General features: G+C 55.1%; 20 protein-coding genes, 1 tRNA gene, 4 rRNA genes and 2 pseudogenes. 13 read left to right on the top strand and 14 right to left on the bottom strand.

Features of this window, described 5'->3' with window-relative positions:
• Positions 1 to 293: 293 nt before the first annotated feature.
• The 3 genes from LDH74_RS19860 to LDH74_RS19850 form a co-directional block, all read right to left on the bottom strand.
• Entirely contained in the window at positions 294 to 908 is a 615-nt protein-coding gene (locus LDH74_RS19860; RefSeq protein WP_226040383.1) for a DUF309 domain-containing protein, read from the bottom strand.
• Positions 909 to 1,356: 448 nt separating this feature from the next.
• A complete protein-coding gene (locus LDH74_RS19855; RefSeq protein ID WP_226040382.1) occupies positions 1,357 to 2,451 on the bottom strand; it encodes an aminopeptidase in 1,095 nt (364 codons plus the stop codon).
• A gap of 187 nt (positions 2,452 to 2,638) precedes the next feature.
• On the bottom strand, positions 2,639 to 3,364 hold the full coding sequence (locus LDH74_RS19850; protein WP_226040381.1) for a queuosine precursor transporter: 726 nt from the start codon (positions 3,362 to 3,364) through the stop codon (positions 2,639 to 2,641).
• A 471-nt stretch (positions 3,365 to 3,835) separates the two neighbouring features.
• Between LDH74_RS19850 and LDH74_RS19845 the strand changes: the two genes are divergently transcribed.
• The 3 genes from LDH74_RS19845 (at position 3,836) to LDH74_RS19835 (ending at position 6,921) form a co-directional block, all read left to right on the top strand.
• Positions 3,836 to 4,030, top strand: coding sequence for a cold shock domain-containing protein (locus LDH74_RS19845; protein WP_006187181.1), 195 nt, complete (start codon positions 3,836 to 3,838; stop codon positions 4,028 to 4,030).
• Positions 4,031 to 4,428: 398 nt separating this feature from the next.
• Positions 4,429 to 4,704, top strand: coding sequence for a helix-turn-helix transcriptional regulator (locus LDH74_RS19840; RefSeq protein ID WP_226040380.1), 276 nt, complete (start codon positions 4,429 to 4,431; stop codon positions 4,702 to 4,704).
• Between the two features lie 876 nt (positions 4,705 to 5,580).
• Positions 5,581 to 6,921: a ribonuclease J gene (locus LDH74_RS19835; protein WP_226040379.1), complete on the top strand. Its 1,341-nt coding sequence runs from the start codon at positions 5,581 to 5,583 to the stop codon at positions 6,919 to 6,921.
• Between the two features lie 121 nt (positions 6,922 to 7,042).
• Here the strand turns inward: LDH74_RS19835 and rrf (LDH74_RS19830) are convergent.
• From rrf (LDH74_RS19830) to LDH74_RS19810, 5 genes are all read right to left on the bottom strand, one after another.
• Positions 7,043 to 7,164, bottom strand: a 5S ribosomal RNA gene (gene rrf / locus LDH74_RS19830).
• A gap of 69 nt (positions 7,165 to 7,233) precedes the next feature.
• A 5S ribosomal RNA gene (gene rrf / locus LDH74_RS19825) occupies positions 7,234 to 7,355 on the bottom strand.
• Between the two features lie 177 nt (positions 7,356 to 7,532).
• Positions 7,533 to 10,453, bottom strand: a 23S ribosomal RNA gene (locus LDH74_RS19820).
• 227 nt (positions 10,454 to 10,680) lie between these two features.
• Positions 10,681 to 10,752 (bottom strand) — tRNA-Ala (locus tag LDH74_RS19815).
• 151 nt (positions 10,753 to 10,903) lie between these two features.
• A 16S ribosomal RNA gene (locus tag LDH74_RS19810) occupies positions 10,904 to 12,376 on the bottom strand.
• Together the 16S, 23S and 5S rRNA genes with 1 tRNA gene alongside form the textbook arrangement of a ribosomal RNA operon.
• A 745-nt stretch (positions 12,377 to 13,121) precedes the next feature.
• Here LDH74_RS19810 and LDH74_RS19805 point away from each other — a divergent pair.
• A pseudogene (locus tag LDH74_RS19805) lies at positions 13,122 to 13,470 on the top strand (hypothetical protein).
• A 115-nt stretch (positions 13,471 to 13,585) separates the two neighbouring features.
• Positions 13,586 to 13,852, top strand: coding sequence for a HalOD1 output domain-containing protein (locus tag LDH74_RS19800; protein WP_226040378.1), 267 nt, complete (start codon positions 13,586 to 13,588; stop codon positions 13,850 to 13,852).
• A gap of 132 nt (positions 13,853 to 13,984) precedes the next feature.
• On the opposite strand, the gene LDH74_RS26495 is transcribed toward LDH74_RS19800, so the two are convergent.
• Both LDH74_RS26495 and LDH74_RS19795 read right to left on the bottom strand, forming a co-directional pair.
• Positions 13,985 to 14,119: a hypothetical protein gene (locus tag LDH74_RS26495; RefSeq protein ID WP_255680996.1), complete on the bottom strand. Its 135-nt coding sequence runs from the start codon at positions 14,117 to 14,119 to the stop codon at positions 13,985 to 13,987.
• Between the two features lie 466 nt (positions 14,120 to 14,585).
• Positions 14,586 to 14,825, bottom strand: a complete 240-nt coding sequence (locus tag LDH74_RS19795; protein ID WP_226040377.1) for a hypothetical protein — start codon at positions 14,823 to 14,825, stop codon at positions 14,586 to 14,588.
• Positions 14,826 to 15,091: 266 nt separating this feature from the next.
• Between LDH74_RS19795 and LDH74_RS19790 the strand changes: the two genes are divergently transcribed.
• The 6 genes from LDH74_RS19790 to LDH74_RS19765 all read left to right on the top strand — a co-directional run bounded on the left by LDH74_RS19790 (position 15,092) and on the right by LDH74_RS19765 (position 19,626).
• Positions 15,092 to 16,102, top strand: coding sequence for a site-specific integrase (locus LDH74_RS19790; protein WP_226040376.1), 1,011 nt, complete (start codon positions 15,092 to 15,094; stop codon positions 16,100 to 16,102).
• A 59-nt stretch (positions 16,103 to 16,161) separates the two neighbouring features.
• Positions 16,162 to 16,818 carry a nucleotidyltransferase domain-containing protein gene (locus tag LDH74_RS19785; RefSeq protein ID WP_226040375.1) on the top strand — a complete coding sequence of 219 codons (657 nt, stop codon included), beginning with the start codon at positions 16,162 to 16,164 and terminating at the stop codon, positions 16,816 to 16,818.
• Positions 16,815 to 17,297, top strand: a complete 483-nt coding sequence (locus tag LDH74_RS19780) for a hypothetical protein (protein ID WP_226040374.1) — start codon at positions 16,815 to 16,817, stop codon at positions 17,295 to 17,297. The genes LDH74_RS19785 and LDH74_RS19780 overlap by 4 nt, the downstream gene beginning before the upstream one ends.
• 44 nt (positions 17,298 to 17,341) lie before the next feature.
• Positions 17,342 to 18,001: a hypothetical protein gene (locus LDH74_RS19775; protein ID WP_226040373.1), complete on the top strand. Its 660-nt coding sequence runs from the start codon at positions 17,342 to 17,344 to the stop codon at positions 17,999 to 18,001.
• 200 nt (positions 18,002 to 18,201) lie between these two features.
• Positions 18,202 to 19,224, top strand: coding sequence for a tyrosine-type recombinase/integrase (locus LDH74_RS19770; protein ID WP_226040372.1), 1,023 nt, complete (start codon positions 18,202 to 18,204; stop codon positions 19,222 to 19,224).
• A 48-nt stretch (positions 19,225 to 19,272) separates the two neighbouring features.
• Positions 19,273 to 19,626, top strand: a complete 354-nt coding sequence (locus tag LDH74_RS19765) for a hypothetical protein (RefSeq protein WP_226040371.1) — start codon at positions 19,273 to 19,275, stop codon at positions 19,624 to 19,626.
• Between the two features lie 29 nt (positions 19,627 to 19,655).
• Here LDH74_RS19765 and LDH74_RS19760 read toward each other — a convergent pair whose 3' ends face one another.
• A complete protein-coding gene (locus LDH74_RS19760; RefSeq protein ID WP_226040370.1) occupies positions 19,656 to 19,874 on the bottom strand; it encodes a hypothetical protein in 219 nt (72 codons plus the stop codon).
• A gap of 364 nt (positions 19,875 to 20,238) precedes the next feature.
• Here LDH74_RS19760 and LDH74_RS19755 point away from each other — a divergent pair, with 364 nt between their 5' ends.
• Both LDH74_RS19755 and LDH74_RS19750 read left to right on the top strand, forming a co-directional pair.
• On the top strand, positions 20,239 to 20,760 hold the full coding sequence (locus LDH74_RS19755; RefSeq protein WP_226040369.1) for a hypothetical protein: 522 nt from the start codon (positions 20,239 to 20,241) through the stop codon (positions 20,758 to 20,760).
• A 120-nt stretch (positions 20,761 to 20,880) separates the two neighbouring features.
• A complete protein-coding gene (locus tag LDH74_RS19750) occupies positions 20,881 to 21,573 on the top strand; it encodes a hypothetical protein (protein WP_226040368.1) in 693 nt (230 codons plus the stop codon).
• Between the two features lie 125 nt (positions 21,574 to 21,698).
• Here LDH74_RS19750 and LDH74_RS19745 read toward each other — a convergent pair whose 3' ends face one another.
• The 3 genes and pseudogenes from LDH74_RS19745 to LDH74_RS19735 form a co-directional block, all read right to left on the bottom strand.
• The gene (locus tag LDH74_RS19745) at positions 21,699 to 21,863 is read right to left on the bottom strand and encodes a hypothetical protein (protein ID WP_226040367.1); all 165 of its coding nucleotides are present in this window, start codon (positions 21,861 to 21,863) and stop codon (positions 21,699 to 21,701) included.
• A 330-nt stretch (positions 21,864 to 22,193) separates the two neighbouring features.
• Positions 22,194 to 22,364 (bottom strand): annotated as a pseudogene (locus LDH74_RS19740) (helix-turn-helix transcriptional regulator); the annotation flags it as partial.
• A 15-nt stretch (positions 22,365 to 22,379) separates the two neighbouring features.
• Positions 22,380 to 23,615 carry a hypothetical protein gene (locus LDH74_RS19735; RefSeq protein ID WP_226040366.1) on the bottom strand — a complete coding sequence of 412 codons (1,236 nt, stop codon included), beginning with the start codon at positions 23,613 to 23,615 and terminating at the stop codon, positions 22,380 to 22,382.
• Between the last annotated feature and the right edge of the window lie 338 nt (positions 23,616 to 23,953).

Here is a 23,953-nt window from a genome sequence, read left to right as displayed (position 1 = left end):
GCGGAGTCGAACACTGGGTCCGCACGCGGTGGCGCGCGCTGGGTCGCGGTGAAGCCAACGGCGAACCGCGACAATGCGCGAGATCTTCGCGAACATAGTGAGGGAAGGCTTGTCAGAGCTTGCTCCGACAGTGGATGAGGTCCGCAGCGGCCAGCGGGAGCGAGGACCGCAATCGGCTGGGGAGGGCGTGGCGATTCCCTGCCGCCAGCGCGAGCAGACGGCTCGATTCATCGCCACTGTTCGGAAATTACGTGGGTGACCTCCCACGACCGTTCTCGAGCACCGCTGACCGATCAGAACAACCCGTCCACGTCCTCCTCGCGGGCCCGTCGCCTGCCGACGTGATCCGTGAGCCGCTGGGAGATGATCCCGCGATTCTCGTCCTCGCGGACGAAATCGAACAGCAGCGTGATGAAGACGCTGCCGTCATCACCCGCCTCGAGATCTTGCCGTGCGTACGCTCGAGCCCGCCCGACAGGCACCTCGTCGTATCCGAACTCCTCGGCGAGGACGACCGCCGCGATCGCCGTCGGCTCGAAGCCGAGATCCGTCAGACCGGGACTGTCGCCCTCGTGTTCGATCCGTCCCGGCGGCCGCCGCTCGATGATTTCGGGGTCGGCCGCGAGACGAGCCAACTCCGCTCGAATCGGCTCGAGTCGGAGGTCGCGGGAGTCGGCGGGCAGCCCCGCGAGGTACTCGCCGGCGCTCTCTGCGAGCCCGACGGCCCCCTCCCAGTTGCGCTCGCGGGCGTGATAGACCGCGCCGCTGTACTGAATGAGCCCGTGAAGCAGGCGCTCGTCGTCGCTCCCGGCCTCGAGTTCGAGCCACCGGTCCTCCCAGGCGTCGTGGGCGGCGTGGTAGTGGCCACTGTTGAAGATGGCGACGCCCGCCCGAAGCCGATCGCGCATAGCCGTCCTTGGGGCTCGAGACTCGAGAACGTGACGAAAACGGTGACCGCCGGATATCCTGCCGGCACGGCGACCGGGTCACACCGGGAGCGGGGACGCCGCGTCGCCGGGGTGCCGACAGCACACTACCGCCTCCGGCAGGGCGAGACAGACAACTGTTGATTGGGGGAATCCAGGGCGTGTCGACGCCCTAACCGGTTACTAGCCGCCACCGGTCCGGCGGTACTCGAGGTGAGGGCGAGCATACATATTAGTATGCGATGGCTTCGCACGGTACGGGGAGCTGCCACCGATCCGTAGGACGTCCGTACCGTCGCTCGAGGGGAGCGATGAGCCCGAATCCGTCCCAGACGTAACTCGTGTATCGCCAGCAAAAACACCGCAGACGTTTCGAAACCGTCTCGACGACTCACCGCGCTCGCCGCTCCGAACCGAGCGTCTCGCGAACTCAGACCTCGCCGTCCTCGAACGTGAACGTCCCGTTTCGTTGAATCACTTCACCGTCGACCCCGAGGCGGGAGTCCTCGCTGACGTCCGTGATAAGATCGACGTGGACCGCCGAGTCGTTGCCGGACTCGCCGTCGGGGAGACAGGCGTCGTAGGCCCGACCGAGCGCCAGATGGACGGTATCACCCATCTTCTCGTCGAAGAGGATGTTGTCCGTGTAACGGTCGATACCCCGATTCATTCCGATTCCGAGTTCGCCCAGCCGGCGCGCTCCGTCGTCCGTCTCGATGATCTCGCCGATCACATCCCCGCCCTGCGCGGCGTCGTAATCGACGACCTCACCCTCGGCAAACTCGAGGCGGACGTCCCGGACGGACTCTCCCCGTATCGTCATCGGGACGTCGAAGGTCACCTCGCCCTCGGTCGCGTAGGGTGCAGTGAAGACCTCGCCGCTGGGCAGGTTGTGCGAGTCGTAGGCGACCGACGCGGCGCTGTTGACCGCCGTTCGGCCCTCGATCCGCATCGTCAGGTCGGTCCCCCTCGAGACGAGTCGGACCTCGCTCCCCTCGTCGAGCAACGCCTTCAGGTGGGCCATTTCCTCGGCCAGCGACTCCCAGTCGCGGAGGATCGCGTCGTACGCGAACTCCTGGTACTCCTCGTAGGCCATGTTGGCCTGCTGGGCGAGCGAGCGCGTCGGATGAACCGTCGACACCCAGCGGGTCCCCAATCGAGTCTCGCGAATTTCGCTTCTTGCGTTGTTGTACGCCCGTCGCTGTTCGCCGGAGACATCGGCCGTCGCACTCGTATTCCGCCCGCCGCCGAGCGAGAGATAGACGTCGGCGTTCTCGACCAGCGCGAGTTCGTGAGCCGGATTCGCGTCGAAATCGCCGTCGTGGGCACGGAGATAGGCCCGCGTGACCTCGCCCGAGCCGTAGGTCGCGAGCAGGTTCGCACCCCGCTCGCCGAGTTTTTCGGCGACGGCGACCGCCAGCTCGTGCGCGTCCGGCCCCACCGACAAAACGACGTCGTCGCCCGCTTCGACGCGAGCGCTCCAGTCGACCAGCACCTCGGCGTGTTCGCATACGCGTTCGTCCATGGTCGTTCCTCTCGAGCGGGGTCCTATAGTAGCCACTGATGCGGTCTTCCGTACTGATGTACCGGAGCAATCGTAGGACGGTTCGCGGTTGCTCCGGAACTGATTTCCAACGGTCCGTCCGAAACGAGCGCGACACCGATCGCTCCCCGTCGCGCGATCGGACCGGACGGATTCCGACGAGGAGAAATCAGGCGGCGTGCGTCTCCTCGGCGGCGAGCCCCTCGCGCGAGCGCACGAGCGAGACGATAGCGTAGACGATCGGCGTGTCGAGGAGGGCGATCGCGAGTTTCAGCAGATACTGACCGACCATCAACGAGAGGATGACGTTAGTCGGGAGAACGGCACCGACGCCGAGGACGGCAGGTGCGACGGCGAACGCGACCGAGACGAAGATGACGGTATCGATCGCCTGACTGCTCGCCGTCGACGCGATGTTGCGGAGCCAGAGCTTCTCCGAGCCGGTGTGATCCCGAATCCGGTGAAAGACGATCACGTCCCAGTTCTGGCTGACGAGGTAGGCCAACAGACTCCCGAGGACCACGTTCGTCGATGCACCGAGTGCCGTCTCGAACGCAGCGGGATCGACACTCGAGGGGGCGGCCGGCGCGGCGATCGTCGACCAGACGAGCGCGAGGACGACGAAGTTCAGGACGAAGCCCACGTTGACGACGATCTGGGCTGCGCGGCGGCCGTACAGTTCGGTGTAACAGTCGCTCGCAAGGAACGTCAACGCATACGCGAGGGCTGCCCCGGGCAACGCGAGCTGTGCCCCCGTCACCGGGAGCGCGACCGGGAGTTCGAACGCCAGTACCTTCGACGCGGTCAACTGCGCGGTGACGAGTGCGGTCACGAAGAGACCGATCAGCGCGACCTGCGCGATCGTCGGCGCTCCTCGGGCCTCTGTCCGGTTCATGCCGCGGCGTTCCCGTCGGAACCACCTAAACGATACTATTCCAGTGCACCTCGAGGATGATCCCGGTCCGCAGGGGATATTCTCACTAGACAGTCGTCGACCGTGAGCGGATCCCGAAATCGTCCCCCGGAATCGTCCTCGAGACGATCACAGCCGTTCGTCGAGCCGCGGCCGGTTCTGGACGGACGGTCGGTCGAATTCGATCGAAAACGGCGAAATACGGGGCTTCTCACCCGCTCACTGACGGGATGAGCTGTCCATTCCTCCCTCGTACCGACTCGTTTTCCGTCTTGTAGGGGTCAGCAGTTCGCTACCGCCGGGGTCAATATCTCGGAGAGATAGAAAAATAGACTCCGCTGTTTTCACCGCCACAGTCCGATGACCGTCGGGTTCACGGCGAAATTCTTTTTGTTTCGACAGGCGATCCGTAACACAACTGTTATACGTATCCCGGGCCTCGATTGAATTGCAATGGCGAAAGGAAACGTTGATTTCTTCAACGACACAGGCGGCTACGGTTTCATTGAGACGGACGACGCAGACGATGACGTTTTCTTCCACATGGAAGACGTTGGCGGTCCGGACCTCGAAGAAGGTACAGACATCGAATTCGATATCGAACAGGCCCCCAAGGGCCCCCGCGCCACCAACGTCACCCGCCTGTAAAACGGCTTTTCACGTTCGGTAACGGGTTTCACATTCGATTATCATTCTTTAGCACACAACACGATAGCCAGCGACAGCTTCGTGATATTGCGACTAGACGATCGAGTTGTTAGTACTGATAGTGTCGATCCGCGACAACCAATCAACTCGATGAACAGTATTCCGTTTGAGTGACCGTGAGCGGTCTGTTTCGTTTTGCGTAACTTTCACGAAATACGTAACGAGTCTCTAGACGGGCTCTCTGTACGGCTCCGGAACCGGATTTAGCATGTCCTTACGAAACGAAACGCGAAGTATTAGTCTGATTGACTTAGTTAGCTTCGGTGAACGTATGCGGAACGGTTGATACGAAATCGATAACAAATAGCCGGGTACCCGTTCGTTCACTCGAGTACAAAATGGATGATCTGACAGGGTTTCAACGAGACCTTCTGTACGTGATCGCAGGGGCCGATCAGCCCTCCGGCCAGGACGTGAAAGGCGAAGTCGAGACATACTACAACAGCGAGATCAATCACGGCCGATTGTATCCGAATCTCGACACACTGGTCAACAAAGAGCTCGTCGAAAAAGGGGAGCTCGATCGACGAACCAACTACTACGAGATCAGTGATCGCGGCCGACAGACGATCGAGCAGCGCCGGGAGTGGGAACAACAGTATATCGACGACTAGTTCGACACCGACCAGTCCTGCACTCTCCGCCTCGATCGCCAAGCGACACGCACCGGCGGTAACGGCCGATATCGGCGGATAGCAGGTGCTGTAGGATCCACTCATGGCAACCGAGCCGGTGTGATCGAGCACGTGATGGCAAAACCCGCTCGTACACCGTCATCAACGGGTGCCTGTCGGCAGAAACGGTCTCGTTTCGCCACTCGAGAGACATCACCCGCGATTTTCGTTCCGGCAGCCCTCTCCGCCCGTCGTTCCACCACTACTGACAGCGCGGGACTGATACAGTCGGCTGCAAGTCCGTTCCGAAGCACCCTCGATACGGCATTGGTTGCTCCGATACCCAGTTACAGCCGACCGTCTGATCCCTCGATAACCGCGAACCGAATCCCCTCGTGTTGCAATCACGAGTCCCATCGCTCGTCACAACTCGACTCGATCGACCGTTCCGGGCCGGCAGCCACAGGATCGTAACGCGCATCACGCGGGACGCCCACGTTCCGTACCCGACTCCCGCCTCGGCTCCGTCGACAGCTAGAGTCACGAACGAGTCCCCAAAATGGACAGCACCGACGATACTCCTCGAGGAGACGGAGCTTCATCGGTCGATGAACGCGATCTGTCTGTGACTCGAGAGGGTCCCTCGAGTTCGCTTCCTTGCCCCACTGCTACCTCAAAACCCAGAACTACTTACGTCGGGAGAGCCGTTAATCCACTAACCGAAATAGGCGCTGTCCCTGGCACGGTCGGGACTGAGCCTTCGATTCGAGCCACCGCGGACGTTATCGAAGCCGGCTCACGTCGCAGGACGCCGCTCCCAGCAGCCATTCCGGCTGCACGACTGTCCACAGGACTGCTATGATCGGCCCTACAACAATGGAAATTGAAATTGCGACAATTGGCGGTTACGAGGAAGTCGGGCGACAGATGACGGCGGTGCGCGCCGGTGACGACATCGTGATCTTCGACATGGGACTGAACCTGTCGAAGGTTCTCATTCACGACAACATCCGAACCGAAGGAATGCACAGCCTCGATCTGATCGACATGGGAGCCATCCCGGACGACCGGGTCATGAGCGACCTCGAGGGAGACGTCAAAGCGATCGTCCCCACCCACGGCCACCTCGACCACATCGGTGCGATCAGCAAACTCGCACACCGGTACGACGCACCCATCGTCGCGACACCGTTCACGCTCGAACTCGTCAAAGGTGAACTCGAGGAAGAAGGGAAGTTCAACACCGAGAACGAACTCGTCAAAATGGACGCCGGCGAAACGATGTCGATCGGCGACTCCGGCGAAGTCGAGCTCGAGTTCGTCAACGTCACGCACTCGATCGTCCAGGCGATCAACCCCGTCCTCCACACGCCCGAAGGCGCGGTCGTCTACGGGCTCGACAAGCGGATGGACCACACGCCCGTCATCGGCGACCCGATCGACATGGAGCGCTTCCGCGAGATCGGTCGCGAAGGCGTCCTCGCTTACATCGAAGACTGTACCAACGCGAACAAAAAGGGACGAACACCCTCCGAGAACGTCGCGCGCGAACACCTCCGGGACGTCCTCTACAGCATGGAGGACTACGACGGCGGCATCGTCGCCACCACCTTCTCGAGCCACATCGCCCGCGTGAAATCCCTCATCGAATTCGCTCGCGATATCGATCGCACGCCGATCCTCCTCGGCCGTTCGATGGAGACCTACTCCGGGACCGCGAAACAGATCGGAATCGACTTCCCCTCCGACGTCGAGATGGTCGGCTACCGCCAGTCCATCGAGCAGACGTTCGAACGCATCATGAACGAAGGCAAGGAGAACTTCCTGCCCGTCGTCACCGGCCATCAAGGCGAGCCTCGAGCGACGCTCACACGAATGGGCCGCGGCGAAACGCCGTACGAACTGGAGGACGGCGACAAAGTCGTCTTCTCCGCTCGCGTGATTCCGGAGCCGACGAACGAAGGCCAGCGCTACCAGGCCGAAAAGCTACTCCGCATGCAGGGTGCACGCATCTACGACGACATTCACGTGTCTGGCCACCTCTGTCAAGAGGGACACTACGAGATGCTCGATGCACTACAACCCGAAAACGTCATTCCGGCCCACCAGAACATGAGCGGCTTCTCGGGATACGTCGATCTCGCCTCCAATCGCGGATACAAGCTCGGACGCGATCTCCACGTTACCTCGAACGGAAACATCATCCAGCTGGTCTAAGCGACCATTGCTGCGGCTATCTTCTTTTGTTGCAGAGTTCGAATAGCGAGTAACGGCGTCCTCGTGCGTAAATAACGCAAAAAAACCCACACAGCAACTGCTGTGTGGGTTTTAGTATGAATAGGAGCGGCGAATCGAATTTCCCAGAGGCTCGCGCACTCCAGTACTGACCGAAACGTAGGCGAGCTTATCTTCCGTGTTCGGAACGGGTACGGGAGGAACCTCGCCACTGTGGCCGCTGTAATGCCGATCGGCGGAATCGAACCGCCGTCAGACCACGATCGGTCGCTCGACCGGATTGGTCGATATGAGTGGAGGCGGCGAAACGAGTTTCCCAGAGGCTCGCGCACTCCAGTACTCACCGTAACGCTGGCGAGCTTATCTTCCGTGTTCGGGATGGGTACGGGAGGAACCTCGCCGCTGTGGCCGCCCTAACGCCGACCAACGGAATCGAACCGTTGTCCAACGGAAGACTATGTCACGTCTTCCGAGCCTTGGACTTCCGCCCAAGAAACCGTAATCGGTGGTGTGTCTCAAACCGTGTGTATGTGTAGTCCAGTTTACGTCCGGACCCGTTCTCGCGTCACGGATCCAATGCGATGTAATGTATGAATGTGTGGCTTGGCCGGTTAGTGCTCGCGGACTCAACACCTCGTTGCCTTGGTGCGTACATCCCGAGTCTATCGATCTCGTCTTCTACGAGTGGCCTCAGTGGTATCTCTTTTCCAGGTGGGTTTCGAGCTTAGATGCGTTCAGCTCTTACCCCGTGGTGCGTCGCTGCCCAGCACGTGCCCTTTCGGACAGCTGGTACACGAGTGGCACCCATTCGTAGTTCCTCTCGTACTATACGAACGTTCCCGTCAGATACCGTAACACCCCCAATAGATAGCAGCCGACCTGTCTCACGACGGTCTAAACCCAGCTCACGACCTCCTTTAATAGGCGAACAACCTCACCCTTGCCCGCTTCTGCACGGGCAGGATGGAGGGAACCGACATCGAGGTAGCAAGCCACCCGGTCGATATGTGCTCTTGCGGGTGACGACTCTGTTATCCCTAAGGTAGCTTTTCTGTCAGCAATTGGCCGCATCAAGCAGCCTAATTGGTTCGCTAGACCACGCTTTCGCGTCAGCGTCGATCGTTGTGTTCGACACTGTCAGACTTCCGTTTGCTCTTGCGCTCTTCCTCGGGTCTCCGACCCGAGTGAGGAAATCTTGGGGCGCGCCCGATATCTTTTCAGGCGCGTACCGCCCCAGTCAAACTGCCCGGCTACCAGTGTCCTCCGCCAGGAGTGAGAGTCGCAGTCACCATCGGGTAGTATTTCAATGCTGGCTCGGTGGGCCGCTAGCGCGGCTACCTGTGTAACGCCTCCTACCTATGCTGCACAATGGCGACCACGTCTCAGTGACAGCCTGCAGTAAAGCTCTATAGGGTCTTCGCTTCCCCTTGGGGGTCTCCAGACTCCGCACTGGAACGTACAGTTCACCGGGCCCAACGTTGGGACAGTGGCGCTCTCGTTGATCCATTCATGCAAGCCGCTACTAAAGCGGCAAGGTACTACGCTACCTTAAGAGGGTCATAGTTACCCCCGCCGTTAACAGGTCCTTCGTCCCCTTGTACGGGGTGTTCAGATACCTGCACTGGGCAGGATTCAGTGACCGTACGAGTCCTTGCGGATTTGCGGTCACCTATGTTGTTACTAGACAGTCGGAGCGCCCGAGTCACTGCGACCTGCCTCTTCGCGAGGCAGGCATCCCTTATTGCGAACGTACGGGACTAACTTGCCGAATTCCCTAACGTCGGTTGCTCCCGACAGACCTTGGCTTTCGCCGCCATGAGTACCTGTGTCGGATCTCGGTACGGACAGTGTGCTCGCCTTTTCACGGGCTCTAGGTTGGCCTCTCTTGCGCTATCCAGCCATTCGTCCGCTTCGTACCATTACGGTTTCCACGGATTTCGACTGTTAGACTGGGCGAAAGCCCAGCAGAGGCGGCCCCAAAGCGTCGGCTTTGAGTGCACACTGGCATAGGAATATTAACCTATTTCCCTGTTGTCAATTTCGACTTACGGATTGACTTAGGACCGGCTAACCCTCAGCTGATCAGCATTGCTGAGGAACCCTTACTCGTTCGGCCGTCGGGGGTCTAACCCGACTAACGCTGCTACTATGACCAGAATTTTCGTTACTGAACGGTCCACACGATCTCTCGACCGTGCTTCCACCCGAACAGAACGCCAACCTACAAGATTGCGGTATGAACCGCACTGCTAGGTCTCGGTGGTAGACTTGAGCCCCGATCATTTTGGGCGCCTCAAACCTCGGCCGGTAAGCTATTACGCTTTTCTTAGAGGGTAGCTGCTTCTAAGCTCACCTCCCGGCTGTCTAGGGCTTGAGACCACCTTCGATCGCACTTAGTCTACACTTGGGGACCTTAACCCAGCTCTGGGTTGTCTCCCTCACGGTACACAGGCTTACCCCGTGCACCGGACTCCCTGCGTCAAACGGCGTTTGTAGGTTCGGAGTTGGACAGGGGGGCGCACTCCTCTCGGAGTGCGATCCCCCAATCCGTCGCTCTACCCCACAAACTACCTCGGCAGAGGTCATGCTTCGACATGTTTCGGTTGGAACCAGCTGTTTCCGGACTCGATGGGCCTTTCACCCCTAGACGTAAGTCACGAGAGGGTATTGTAGGACACCAACTCTAACAGACTTCCACGTGCCTTTCGGCACGCTTCATCTTGCTCACGCCTAGATCGTCCGGTTTCGGGTCGTGCCCGTTTGACTCCCCGCGCTTGAACACGGTGACCCTGGTGCAAAGCACTGCGGTCATATCGGTTTCCCTACGCCTTCCTCGATAATCGAGTTAGACTCGTCAAACAGGCACACTCTCTGGTTCGTTTTTCAAAACGTACGACGGAACTCCGGCTTCCTCTGTCGCTTACTACAGGTTCGCACCTGATTCATTGAACAGAGGACCTTGTGAGCCCCGTCGCTCTATCGCCAACTGATTTCACGCCCTATTGCACCTCCCTTCGTGGGGTGCTTTTCAGCGTTCGTTCACACTACTTGTTCGCTATCGGTCTTGAGGAGTGTTTAGTCTTCGCGGTCGATGCCCGCGATATTCACGAGGGATATCCAACCCCCGATACTCTGGAGCTGACTCGTTCCTTACTCGTCGACGGTACGGGACTGTCACCCTGTCTCGTGCTCTATTCCAAGAGACTTCGCGTCGAGTGTCGGGAAGTGATCGTCAGTCCGAACACCACATTGCCCGTGAGGGCTTCGGTTTGGACTGTGTCGCGTTTATTCGCCATTACTAACGACATCGCGTTTGCTTTCTTTTCCTGTCGATACTAAGATGTTTCAATTCTCGACGTTCCCCATTGCGCGAAGCAATTGCGGTGGGGATTCCCATTCGGAGATCCTGAGTTCTTCGCCTCCGTGCGGCTCCCTCAGGCTTATCGCAGCTTGGCACGTCCTTCTTCAGCTCTCAAGCCGAGCGATCCACCAGCTGGCACAGTAGCCACGTTCATCGGATCTGAATTGCAACCTGCAGTTGTAATTCAAGAGTGACCCGGGAACGGGTCCAGTGGACGCCTGGACTACACGTACACACGGTCTCATTTGCACGCCGTAGACGCGGCATGCATTAACCCTTCCCAGCCACGTTTACACGGGCTGGTGCATCGGTTGTTGTTCGGATTAAACCGAAATCGTCTGCCCCACTTAAGGGGCACGATTCGGTTGTCCTCCGAGACATGGACCCACAGGGATTCGAACCCTGGGCATCCTCCTTGCAAAGGAGGCACTCTACCACTGAGCTATGGGCCCACGCCCGTCTCATGATCGAGACAGGCACGGAGTTGGATGTGAACCTTGGTAGTTCTAAGGTGCCCGATCGGCCGGTCGCTGGTCGATCGAACGTGGAACCGCAATCGCAATCCGCTAAGGTGGGTCGGGGCGACGCCCCGATCCCGGTCTGTGGAGGTGATCCAGCCGCAGATTCCCCTACGGCTACCTTGTTACGACTTAAGCCCCCTTGCGGAGCCCAGATTCGACCCTGGAATCAGGGCCTCATCCGGACCCCACTCGGGTGCTTTGACGGGCGGTGTGTGCAAGGAGCAGGGACGTATTCACCGCGCTCTTCTGAAGCGCGATTACTACCGAATCCAGCTTCATGAGGGCGAGTTTCAGCCCTCAATCCGAACTACGACCGAGTTTCGGAGATTAGCGCCCCCTCTCGGGGTTGCATCCCACTGTCTCGGCCATTGTAGCCCGCGTGTCGCCCAGCACATTCGGGGCATACTGACCTACCGTTGCCCATTCCTTCCTCCAGTTTGGCACTGGCAGTCCTCCTAATGTACCCAACCACCGCAAGGGTGTTGCTGGCAATTAAGAGTGCGGGTCTCGCTCGTTGCCTGACTTAACAGGACGCCTCACGGTACGAGCTGACGGCGGCCATGCACCTCCTCTCAATGGCTCCAGTAAGATCATCAATCTGACCTTCACTGCACATTGTCGATGCTGGTGAGATGTCCGGCGTTGAGTCCAATTAAACCGCAGGCTCCTCCGGTTGTAGTGCTCCCCCGCCAATTCCTTTAAGTTTCATCCTTGCGGACGTACTTCCCAGGCGGTCTGCTTCTCGGCTTCCCTACGGCACAGCACAGGCTCGTAGCCTGTGCCACACCTAGCAGACATCGTTTACAGCTCGGACTACCCGGGTATCTAATCCGGTTCGTGACCCGAGCTTTCGTCCCTCACCGTCGGATCCGTCTTCCAGAGGCGCTTTCGCCACCGGTGGTCCGTCCAGGATTACGGGATTTCACTCCTACCCCGGACGTACCCCTCTGGTCTTCCGGTCCCAAGCCACGCAGTTTCCACCGGACGCCTGCGCGTTAAGCGCGCAGATTTCCCGATAGACTTGCCTGGCCAGCTACGGACGCTTTAGGCCCAATAATAGCGGTCATCACTCGTGCTGCCGGTATTACCGCGGCGGCTGGCACCGGTCTTGCCCAGCACTTATTCCACCACCACCTTACGGTGGTGAAAAGCGAGGACTATATGCCCTCGCACTCGGAGTCCCCTTATCGCACTCGCGTGCAGTGTAAAGGTTTCGCGCCTGCTGCGCCCCGTAGGGCCCGGTATCTTGTCTCAGATACCGTCTCCGGGCTCTTGCTCTCACAACCCGTACCGATTATGGGCACGGTGGGCCGTTACCCCACCGTCTACCTAATCGGCCGCAGCCACATCCTATAGCGCCTGAACGTTTCGCGTTCATGCCACTCCAGGCAGTGAACGGTATCGGCTATTAGCCTCAGTTTCCCGAGGTTATCGCCGTCTATAGGGCAGTTTGGCCACGTGTTACTGAGCTATCTGCTACGAGTCTGAACTCGTGCAACTAGCATGGCTAAATCGGACTCCAATAGCAATGACCTCCGGCAGGATCAACCGGAATGCTATGTATATACTCCCCCGTGAAGGGGAGGGTCTGTTGGCGGTGAATGTTGCAAACACACTCACACTAAATGGTCCACGTTCGATGACGCTGGTCGAACGACCAAGCGGGCGTCACCGAACTACCAAGGCTCACATCAGATCCCATCTGTACGGCGGACCGCAGGGGTAGGATCCTCATTTCCTTCGGACGTATTTGTAAGCCGTCTGGGGTACATAACCCCTTCGGACTCCAAATCGTCCGTGACGATGCGGCGTATCCAAACGCCCCGTCGCCACATCTTCGTATATATTCACAATCGCCGATCACTACTTAAGGCCTGCGAACCGCAGGTCCGAAGGTAGTCAGTGGCACACACTGATAGGACAGTATTGCCACTCCAAAATGATGTTTGAACTATAATAATAGAGAAGATGCTATCAGAAATACAGATGGGATAAGTGTCAGTGTGTATATTACCGGACAAATCACTATCCTCACAGACCGCTCGCTGATACTCCTCACTCCCTGTGAGAGTGATCAAGATCATCTACCTCTCGCACGCGCGCCCGTGCGTCAGAGCAAAAGTAAGATGATGTGTCTTCTCGAGGTGTCTTCGCACCGCTGAAGGTAATCAAAAATCTCGAGAACACGATCGGGTTTGAGCGTCGTATCGCTCACGCTCTTACTGGCGGACACATAGGCGTACAGGCCGACCAGTGAGTGTGTTCAGGTTCTCGGTGCATTCCTCAGCGCGCCAAAACGAATGGCCGGGAAGCGGCGGTTCGATCTCAAGCGGGCCAGTTGGCACGATTCGAGGGTCGGCAACCGTCGATATCAAGTCGACAATGCACGAGCGCGCCGATGAGAAGCCCGGGAACTGGAGGGTGTCTCGTGAGTATTTCGAGAAGCGCAGACGTTACGACGACTGGTACTGTTTCGTCGTCTATCGAGCGCATAGGCACTCCGGCTGTACGATCCTACGTGATAAAAGGGTCCATTCGAGCGACGTCCCACCGCTCCGGTGGCACGGTGGCGGCGATCACTGTGGAACCGAGCAAGCGAAAAGGTCGATCGACACTACCTTCCGAATAAGCGATTCTACTCCGCCTTAATCACCTATTTCCCTCGGATCGGTGTCTGTCATGGAAACGTATCAGTAGCCGTTGTCTGACACACGTCATTAGAGGAACGTCTGGTTTTATGTGGCAGTTCCTGACATCGGAGACTGTGCAACGGACTCAATCACTCAGTCTGAAAGTTGTAGAAAAAATTTCCGAACGAGAAGGGATCGAACCGGAAGAACTCCACCCTCCGATCCACGACGCGATTAACACGGACGCACTCGACTCGCTCTATCAAGCAAGTGATTCCGGGAGGACTCCGTCTACCGTCGAATTCGTCTACAGAGGCTACACGGTAACTGTCGATAGTACAGGCGATGTAGATATCGAGGAACGCATAGCAGCCTTCGATCCCGATAAAACGGCAGTGTGACCCGCTCTGCGCCCCGGGGCTGAATTTCAATCTCTTATTAGTCGGTCTCAACGGCTGTCTCAGTAGTGACTTCGAAAGCCACAGCTCGAGTCGAGAGTGTCTCGGCGATCTCCCGGCGCGGCTCGAGGACGGTCATCGTCTGCGCGTCGTGCCAGGTCGCGTGTGATCGCTCACGGACTCGAGCGCGTCGACGGTCTGGACGGTCTCGGCCTCGTGGGCGTCGCCGCTGCCCTTCGAACGTTCGAGTTCCGGGCTCGAGGGACTCATACGGCCCCTCCCGCGCATTAACGGATGCGCATACAGGCCGAGCACAGCCGGCGAACGCGCCGATGCGGTCACCACCGTTCGCACTCGTCGGACTCGACGAGGCGATTATCGCGAACCATCATCCTCGCGATCAGTGCCCGGCTGTAGTGAGCGGTACCTGTCCCAGAGAGACTTAGTAATCAGTCAAGAATCATGTGTGTATGGAAGCAAAAGACTACGTGATTCTGTACGTGCTTGATGTGATTGCAACTGTAGTCGGTATTTTCGTGTATGTCGCTGTCGGCGGTTCGTTCTGACAGCATCCGTTCTGGACTGTACAGCCCCGCTCGAGGAGTGTCCGCCGTCGGTGCGAATCACTCGATTCTCGAGCGTCCGCCAAACGTCCTCGTCAGTCGCTTGATGGGCCAGATGGGCTATGGGTATCTGATTCCCGACATCGTACAGCCGATTCACCGGAACGAACCAGCTACACATCGGTCTCACCTCCGTGGCGGCCGGGCGATGTCTCCGGGTCCAGAATCGAAACGGCGACGCCAGCAGCGGAGCCGCGGCTCAGTCGCGCGTAGGTATCGCAGTCACCACAGCAGTGGGCTCGGTTTCGGTTGTCACCGAAAACCCGAGAGAAGTGGTCGGTGACGTGGGCTCCGCAGTGCTTACAGGTCGAATTGTCAACCGACGGGTACGTCACGACCGTCACGCTGACCACCCCGTTTCGGTTACTAATTTCGCAGGACGGCGACGACCCGGAACCAGTGACTGGTTCGGTTCAGGTTCAGACGAGGGTAACTCGGAAACAGAAAATTTGAACTTCGTGTGGTTCAGGCCCCAGTTATCAGCCGAACCGGCTTCGGCCACGCTCCGGGTTTTTGCGGATGGGCCCTGACGGGTCCACCCGAGACGGCGAGATAATTGGTGATTCACCGATCGGGGTGCGAGGGTCGTGTTCTCGTGTGGTTCGCAACTGAGCGAACCATGAACCTCGAACCAATCGATCCAGAAACCGCAGTCGAACTGTACCTCGCCGAGCGCGAGGCCGAAGCAGCCGAATCGACGATCCGCTCCCACGGGGCGCGATTGAACCAATTCGTCCGCTGGTGTGGGGAGCGCGAGATAGAGAATCTGAACGACCTTACGGGACGGAAACTCCACGAATATCGCCTCTGGCGGCGGAACGACGGTGACCTGAAGAAGACGACACTGAAGACGCAAATGGACACGCTCCGCGTGTTCATTCGTTTCCTTGGCACCATCGACGGCGTCCACCCCGACCTGCATCAGAAAGTCCGGTCGCCCGATCTCAAACCGGGAGACGACGTCCGAGACGTGATGCTCGACCACGAACAGGCCGATCCGGTCCTGGACTACCTCGAGCGCTACGAATACGCGTCGCTACCCCACGTGACGCTCGCGCTCCTCTGGCATACGATGATGCGGCTCGGTGCGGTTCGAGCGCTCGACGTTGGCGACTACTCGCCGGAGGAACAGTATCTGACCGTCGAACACAGGCCTGAGACCGGGACGCCGATCAAGAAGGGGTCTCAGGGCGAGCGACACGTTGCTTTGTCGGGTGAGCTATGCATGCTGCTGGACGATTGGCTCCGTGATCAGCGCCCGGACGTGACGGACGAGCACGATCGGGAGCCGCTCCTGGCAACGCCGTACGGCCGTTCATTCAAGTCGACCGTTCGACGATACTGCTATCAGTACACGCGACCGTGCGCCGTCGGACAGGAGTGTCCACACGACCGCGATCCAGAGGCCTGTGAGGCCACTAACACCGACGAACTGTCGAAGTGCCCGTCGAACGTGAATCCGCACGCAATCCGGCGGGGGAGCATCACGCACCATCTAAATAGCGACGTGCCGGAAACTGCTGTCGGAGATCGAGCGAACGTAAGCCAGCGAGTGCTCGAGATGCACTATGACCGTCGGACCGAGAAGGAGAAGATGGAGCAACGGAGGGACCATCTGGGGAACATCTGAGCAGGGTCCGAGACGGAAATCGTTATATGTGGTGTAACCCGTTACATCTCATATAACGAATGGCCGTCGAAGTACGATTACCACTCCCGGAAGAGCAGGTCTTTCGGTACGCTGCGATGGACGAGGCGCTCGAGATACTCGCCCGCAACCCGACCGAGGAGTTCTCGAACCGAGATCTCCAGCGACTGACCGGTTACGGCGGTCCCAGCGTCTCGAAGGCGCTCTCCCTCCTCGAGACGATGGGTCTCATCGTTAGGCGCGACGCCGGGAATCGGACCCTATACCGGATCGATGAACGTCGACTTCGCGACGCCGACGACCCGCTTCTCAAAATCCCTCAGTCGAAGTTTCGCGAGCCGCTCGGACGATTCGTCGAACGAGTGGACAACCAAGTACCCTCGATCGCCGGAATCCTCTGTTTCGGCAGCGTGGCGCGCGGCGAGGCCGACCGCGCGAGCGACGTCGACCTCTTCGTCCTCGTCGACGAGGACGAAGATCCGGTTTCGGCGCGACGAACCGTCTCGGACGTCGTTCGCGATCTCGAGGAAGAGCCGATCGACGGCGATCGGTACGAGTTCGAGGTCTTCGTCGAATCGCCCGAGAGCGCCCGCAAGCGCGGCGAGGATTTGCGCCCCATCCTGCAGGAGGGGATTCCCCTCGTCGAAAGCGAGACGTTCCGGCGGGTGAAGCGCGACGTCTTCGGGGTGGACGAATGACGTCGAAGGACCTCGAGGCGGCGCTCGGAGACGCCGAGGACGCGTTCCAGCGGAAACCCCAGAATCCGGAGGTCGGACTCGAGCACGTCTCCGATCCGGCCGTGCTCCAGTTGCGGAAGTCGTGTCGCCTCCTCGACGCCGCCGGTTTCCTCCTCGATCGGAACGGCCACTTCACCGTCATCATCGAGAGTTCTTTCGTCGCGATCGAACGCTCGATCCAGTTCTACGTCGAGGAGAAGGGGTACGACGTCGCCGGGCAGCGCCACACCGAAGTCTACGAGCTGGGAGTGCGAGCGGGGCTCTTCTCGCGGGACGTCGCCGAACGGCTCGAGGAGCTCTGGATCGAGAACCGGTCGGAGTCGTACTACCGGACCGGCGTCGCCGGCGAGTACCGGGCGCGGACGATTTACGGGCTCGCGGTGCAGCTCCACGACGAGATCGTCCAATTGACCCGGACTCGGGACTGCCTCTGCGAGTGACCGCAGCCGACCCCCTAAGTACGATGAGGGGACCACGGTCCGGCATGCGTGTTGAGGACGGTGACGAATTCGTCGAAACCCTGCTCGAGTGGTACGCCGAAAACGGACGCCACGATCTACCGTGGCGCGATCCGGACGCTTCGCGCTTCGAGATACTGATCGCCGAGCTCATGCTCCAGCAGACCTCGGCGGAGCAGGTCACCGGCGTCTACGACGAATTCGTGGAGCAGTACCCGACGGCCGGCGCCGTTCTCGCGGCCGCGGAGACCGACATCGGCGAGGCGATCGAGCCGCTGGGGCTACGAAAACGGACGGAGTACTTCAGGCGCGCTTCCGCCCAGCTCCTCGCGCGTCACGACGGTCGCGTGCCCGACTCGCGATCGGAACTCCTCGATTTGCACGGGGTCGGCGAGTACACCGCCGCCTCGGTGCTCGCACACGCGCACGAACGTGATGCCTCGGCGGTGGACACGAACGTGGCGCGCGTACTGGCCCGCGCTTTCGGGAGCGAATCGGCGGAACCCGAATCGCCCGAAATGTGGGATCTCTCGGATCGATTGGCACCCTCGGGTCGGTGCGACGATTTCCTCCACGCGCTCATCGACTTCGGCGCGGCGGTCTGCACGGCGAGGGATCCGAACTGCGAGTCGTGTCCGTTCGAAGCGGCGTGCGAGTACGAGACCGAGCGGTCGACCGACGAGTGAAAACCGATCGGATACGGATCGGATCGACGAATCGGTCAGCGGTCGCCCGAACCGTCGCGCAAAATCTCATCGAGCACCTCCCGACGCCGTCCCTTGGATCTGAACCATCCAGAAATCGGATGGGCCCTGACGGATTCGAACCATATCCCATCTGAAAATAACTAGGGGGCGTCCACTCTGCCAACAAGGTTGAACCCACAATGGCACGAGATAGACTGGAACCCATCAGTCCTGAAGAGGCACAGACGCTATACTTGCAAGACAAGAAGAGGGAGGCTGCTCCAAGCACTATTCAGTCACAGGAATACAGACTCAATCACTTCATCCGTTGGTGTGAATCAGAGGAAATCAAGAATTTGAACGGGCTCACAGGAAGGGAAATACAGCAGTATCGGAACTGGAGAAGAGAAGACGGTGACCTTTCCCCTGCTAGTGAGAAGACGCAGATGGACACGCTAAGGGTATTCATCAAATACCTGGAGAGCATCGAAGGCGTTCCCCGAGACCTTCACCAGTCAGTCCAGTCACCCACTCTCTCCGATGAGGATAGGAGCAGGGACGTGTTCATAGACTCAGAGACAGCAGAAGAGATACTGGGGTATCTGAACAAATTCAATTACGCTCAACGTCATCATGTGGCTTTCATGGTGATGTGGCGTTGTTCCCTGAGGATTAGTGCTGTACAATCCTTGGACGTAAGTGATTACAACCGAGAAAAACAGTGTCTCACTATAGAACACCGTCCAGATGAAGGCACTCGTCTCAAGAAGGGTCAGAAGGGAGAACGTGTAGTAGGGTTAAAAGACGATTCGTGTGAAGTCCTCGATGACTGGTTAGAACACCATAGAGCAGATATCACGGATGAATACGGACGTGAACCCTTGGTGACGACTACTCAAGGGAGGATGCACAAGACGACATTGAGGAACGTCATCTACAATCTCACGCGCCCGTGTAAGTATACAAACGAGTGCCCGCACGAGGATGTGGACCCTGATGAGTGCCGAGCTACTTCCTACGATTACGCGTATGAGTGCCCATCGAGCGTGAGCCCACACGCCATACGTAGGAGTGCAATCACCCACTGGCTCAACAGAGATTGGCCTACCAGAGCAGTAGCCGACCGAGCTAACGTCAGTCCAAAAGTTCTGGAGAGACATTATGACGCGAGAGACCAAGAAGAGAAGATGGAACAGCGGAGGGAATTCCTCGATAACCTCTAGGAAGGTTCGGCCACATTCTCTTTTAGGGTGCTCTGCCTATCAATTTGTATGCCCTATATCTGGGGAGCAGTAAAGGACATCGCGTATGCTTTCAAATTCGATGAGAATGAGCTACTGATACGAGATGTTGAGAACGGAGTGACGTATAATTCAAATATCCATCTATTCATAGCTGGTCATAAAAAAGGCGGATGGGAATTCAGTCCACCTTACCAGGATATTCCGATAGATATTATCCATGAATTGACGGATGTGCTGTTTAGTTTCCTTATTCTAAAAGAAGGAGATGAAGTCGAGGAGCCACTTGAGAGACCATACCTTGTCCACGTAGACACAAAGCGTCAAAAATACGAATTCAAGGAAGGTAACCGAAAAGAAGACGATTCAATCTTTGAGGAATAGAGTTAGCCACTTATTGAGTTACAACCGCGTCATCGATTTTCCCTCTCATATGAATCAACCTCCATTTCAGTCAACTTGTGAAATTTCTCATCATCATCAATCCCACGGTAGTCATCGCTCACCTCGTGCAATACTTCTCGATACAGACTAACCTCTCGTAGAGCAACCTCACGCAACGTCATATCGTTTAGCTCAGCTATCTCAGAACAGACCTCCAGACGCTTGTCTACGTGCTTTTCTCTATCCATGCTAACTCCTAGCAGATAGTAGAATGAAAAGACTCCGATTTTCATTTAGAAGATCCTCTCAATTTGCTCTGAAATAGAAACAACATCGTTCGATATACTAACTCAAAATCTCTCTCTTCTTCACCCGCTCATCCTATCTCATAATGTCTCATATTTACTTATAAAGTGCAGTTTCCAATCACATACGATCCCATTTATATCGAAAAGTCTTACACCAAATTAGAAAGTTTTATTACATAATGGCACAACTGATTACTTGTAATGATACAAAATAAAGTTGCAATCGATAGAGAAAGTAGCTATAAGCCATTTTTCGTTAGCCTCCTAGATTCAAACAGCAGAACAACAATTAGAGGTGAATAATATGAATGGAGATTATACCCCGACAAGAGGATTGAAACTAGGTATTCAAAAATTTAGGAATGATTCCAATATCAATAATAAAGACACGATAGTAGCCACGGAAAAAGACAACGTCGGAATTAACCAATGCACATACGACTTGGAATTCAGAAATAGAGATGTGGATTGTTCTGAAAATAGTAGCCCGATTGTGAGATTATTAAGTATTCGAGGCGGAATCGGGTTGGCATCAACTGCAATACTTTCGAAGTCGGTCTGCTTAGGAAAACCATCGTTACTATACACAGATGAACAGGTTAAGATTGGCGGAGAGACTGAGCGCTATCATGATTTAACCGCTGAATGGTATCCTACTGAAATGGACCAGAATAAAATAGGTGAATTTCGTAAGATAATGCACGGAAAACAATTCGAATCTCATTCAATTCCACTAGATACGATTGAAGATTACTCTAAACAGTATTTAATAAATAACCTAAAGAGGATAGATGGAGATATGGAGGATGAAAATAATGACAATTAATTATAGTTCAAGACTTGACGGACAGAAAAATAAGTGGGGTCGGTTTCTAAAGCTTTCAGACGTGGTTAAAAAGGTTCTATCCCCTGTTGAATTTTTGAACGGCGAGAGAGGTGTAGGACAATGAGTAGTTCTAAATTATCTCTTGACGGGACGGACCAGTATATCACGGAGAGAAAAGAGTTAGCTGCTTCTTGGAAGTGTCCCCATTGTTCTCACTTAGAAGACACTGAACAGGATATTCGACAGCACATCACGACCGAAGACGATTCGAATCATAAAGGACGGAATGGTTATAATATGACATCTACAGTTATTGCATTAGACGAGGACGGAGAAGAGATTAGTGAATATAGGCCTAACGGCGAGACTCCTTCAGATGATACCGAAGAAGGGGAATTCAGAACTATTTCCTTAGAGAACGCTTCACAATTAACCACGAAGCAAGAGAAGATTCTTCAGGTATATTTCTCCTCGCCTTCGACCTCGTATGCTGAAATAAATAGAGCGTGCGAGAGGAAGGAAGTTGATACGAAGTATCATACTGTTAGGAATATTATTATAGATTACGTAGAGGAAGGGGATGTAAGTCCTGTTCCTGTTGTTGAATCAAAATCTAAGTCGGTTGAAAAATTGAAAGAGGAAACAGAGGAAGCAGAGGACAGAATAGAGGAAGAAGAACCTGTGAACGAATCCGTTCCTGTGGAAGATGTAGAAGACCTTCATGAGAAGGTGGAGCTAATCAAGGAGTTTTCTGACGGAGAGAAGTCGGAAGTTGCAGGTCGTGTCGGGGAGATGATTGAAGACCTTCTGTAGGAGAGCAGCTACTTTTAATCGCTATAGTCTAAGGTTCGAGGCTATAAATCTGATTCACTTATCATCATCCTGAGCCAGAAGTAGCGTTCCACCCTGTAAACAATCTCGGGCTCCCAGACATAGCGTCAGAGCTTATTCGAGATGTCCAACAAGAAGTAGACTGCACCGAGCGTTAGCCCTGCGAACATAATTGTCCATCCAACTGGGTTGCTCAGTAAAAATACTATACCGAAGCCTATCAACACAACCATTATCCAACTCGGTAGTCCCCCTATGTCTATTGTTGCCATGATAGAGAATATGCCGAGTGTGATAATGAATATATGGAAACCGAAGTGAAAGTAGTGAGATTTCGAATAAGATCACGCAGCGAGAAAGGCTATGAATCGATATTGGCTCGGAGATTGTGCACTAATCGACATTCCTGATAGGAGTGTCCCTGACTTTCACTTTCATTCAGGACACGAGATCGTGATTGGCGTAACAGAAACTCATCAAGGTCTGGTCTATCAAGTCGATCTTGAGGAGATGCCTATGGACAACAATCGCTCTGTGACTTACTGTACTTACCGCAGAAGTACTATTGAAGATTCGAATCTGGGGCGAGGATCTGTTGAAATTCAGTCGATATACTGCTGCTCCCACTCTTTTCTTTCCTCAATAAGTTCCTTTGCATCCTCTGTGATATCGTAGAAATTCGTCCTTCGATCAAATTTCTCTTTCTTGACCAGCTTTTTGTTCATGAGCGTATCGAGGTTCGAGTACAGTCTGCCATAATTTATTTCACCGGACAAAACGGTTTTTCTCTATTCAATGTGTGATGAGAGGTATATCCGACCTTTGTCTATGTATTTGAGCCTATCTATCCCATGATTACTATTTAAGCTAACTATCTTTTCGGTGACTTTTCGATATGCTTGTGAAGAGTTGCTTCTTGGGTTAGTACTAATGAGGCCTGCTTCATACATGGTCTTAGAAATGTCACTAACTGAAATCTTCGACGTTGAATTTTCTTCTTCGAAATACTTGAACATCTCATTCATGAATACCACCTCATCTTCATCAATATAAATCTCCTCTGCTAGCTCTGACACATTGAAACCGTGAAAGCCATCGACTGCAATTGGATGTTTGAATTCGACACTGTATTTCTCAATATAGTCCTTAAATCGCTTGTTTTGTTGCTTCTCACTTTGAAGACCCCAACAATCAACGAACAACTTCTTGGCACCATGTTTCACAAGTCGAGTAGAATGATTTAAGTGTGCAGTTCGGAAGGCAGCAAGCCGTTTATTCCATTCTGATTGTTTTAGCCTCTGCTCTGTATCTTGCATTTTGATTATGTCATCTATCGATAGGTCTTCCCGTTCGTGCCAACGGAGCCCATCGCCTGAGAACCTAATCATGAGACTTCTGGGTATATTATAATCCGTAGTGTTTTTGCTAATGATGGCATCAGCAACAGGATGGTCCACTATTGATTGTCTATCTTTTAGGTATTTCAAAAGCTGTCTCTTACATTCAATACGGTCTTGTCGGTCTCGGTAGCTACTAGTTGTAATATTCAATAAGGCTTCTTCTACCTTAGCGCCCCAACCACGTTGGAATTCAGCTTGTTCTTCAACTGTGGGTGGAATCCATATTTTCACCCTTTCTTGAGTTCCATATGGGTCTTTCTTATTACCATCATCACGTTTCTCATTTTCCTCATATACACGAGAGACAAATGCTTCCTCTATCTCTGATTTAGAATTTGATTTGATAGAATTTAGTGTACAGGGTTCAATATCCTGTTCTACCAATTGTTTATCAATTGTACTTTCATATTCAGTTATTAAATCATGGAAACTTCCTATAGTGAAGAGTAGCGATTCATATGCTACGACTCCCTGCGACATACGTCTATTCCCATCTTTAGCAGTATCAGAGAGTAACTGATGGACCCATACAGGCATGGAGACTTGTTTATTCGTCGCATCATTCCCATCCAATATTGTCATATTCACAGGTCTAATATCACATAAATTTTCAGTCCTTTTCATATACACAATTAACTATGTTTTGGCCATAATTAAATGTTTCGGGGATAATTAGGATGAAGCAAACGTAGATTGTACAGTCGCAGTATTTCTTTTTCAACCAATTGGAGAGAAAGACTTCTGCGATGTGTTATGGTGATAGATTCTAAACCGAGAGGATATGACCTGTAAAGCAACTTTGGAAAATACTTGTCTTGGAATATTGAGTTTGACTGCTGACTGGGTAGAGTATGAACAAGATCGAGGTACCCCAAACCCATATACTGAATCTAAGAATTATACATTATTATATCGCTGATTGTCAAAGATCGACTTCTATATATTCAGGAGTATAATTAATA

The sequence above is a fragment of the Natrinema sp. DC36 genome, assembly GCF_020405225.1.
GTDB lineage: Archaea > Halobacteriota > Halobacteria > Halobacteriales > Natrialbaceae > Natrinema.
This window is presented reverse-complemented; position numbering and strand designations above follow the sequence as displayed.

Bases quoted from the DNA above. Each gene is read 5' to 3' on its own strand.
- LDH74_RS19855 (WP_226040382.1), bottom strand. From the start codon at position 2,451: ATGGACGAACGCGTATGCGAACACGCCGAGGTGCTGGTCGACTGGAGC.
- LDH74_RS19775 (WP_226040373.1), top strand. From the start codon at position 17,342: ATGCGTGTTGAGGACGGTGACGAATTCGTCGAAACCCTGCTCGAGTGG.
- LDH74_RS19760 (WP_226040370.1), bottom strand. From the start codon at position 19,874: ATGGATAGAGAAAAGCACGTAGACAAGCGTCTGGAGGTCTGTTCTGAG.
- LDH74_RS19745 (WP_226040367.1), bottom strand. From the start codon at position 21,863: ATGGCAACAATAGACATAGGGGGACTACCGAGTTGGATAATGGTTGTG.
- LDH74_RS26495 (WP_255680996.1), bottom strand. From the start codon at position 14,119: ATGAGTCCCTCGAGCCCGGAACTCGAACGTTCGAAGGGCAGCGGCGAC.
- LDH74_RS19750 (WP_226040368.1), top strand. From the start codon at position 20,881: ATGAGTAGTTCTAAATTATCTCTTGACGGGACGGACCAGTATATCACG.
- LDH74_RS19735 (WP_226040366.1), bottom strand. From the start codon at position 23,615: ATGAAAAGGACTGAAAATTTATGTGATATTAGACCTGTGAATATGACA.
- LDH74_RS19845 (WP_006187181.1), top strand. From the start codon at position 3,836: ATGGCGAAAGGAAACGTTGATTTCTTCAACGACACAGGCGGCTACGGT.
- LDH74_RS19835 (WP_226040379.1), top strand. From the start codon at position 5,581: ATGGAAATTGAAATTGCGACAATTGGCGGTTACGAGGAAGTCGGGCGA.
- LDH74_RS19765 (WP_226040371.1), top strand. From the start codon at position 19,273: ATGCCCTATATCTGGGGAGCAGTAAAGGACATCGCGTATGCTTTCAAA.
- LDH74_RS19840 (WP_226040380.1), top strand. From the start codon at position 4,429: ATGGATGATCTGACAGGGTTTCAACGAGACCTTCTGTACGTGATCGCA.
- LDH74_RS19860 (WP_226040383.1), bottom strand. From the start codon at position 908: ATGCGCGATCGGCTTCGGGCGGGCGTCGCCATCTTCAACAGTGGCCAC.
- LDH74_RS19790 (WP_226040376.1), top strand. From the start codon at position 15,092: ATGAACCTCGAACCAATCGATCCAGAAACCGCAGTCGAACTGTACCTC.
- LDH74_RS19780 (WP_226040374.1), top strand. From the start codon at position 16,815: ATGACGTCGAAGGACCTCGAGGCGGCGCTCGGAGACGCCGAGGACGCG.
- LDH74_RS19755 (WP_226040369.1), top strand. From the start codon at position 20,239: ATGAATGGAGATTATACCCCGACAAGAGGATTGAAACTAGGTATTCAA.
- LDH74_RS19785 (WP_226040375.1), top strand. From the start codon at position 16,162: ATGGCCGTCGAAGTACGATTACCACTCCCGGAAGAGCAGGTCTTTCGG.
- LDH74_RS19850 (WP_226040381.1), bottom strand. From the start codon at position 3,364: ATGAACCGGACAGAGGCCCGAGGAGCGCCGACGATCGCGCAGGTCGCG.
- LDH74_RS19770 (WP_226040372.1), top strand. From the start codon at position 18,202: ATGGCACGAGATAGACTGGAACCCATCAGTCCTGAAGAGGCACAGACG.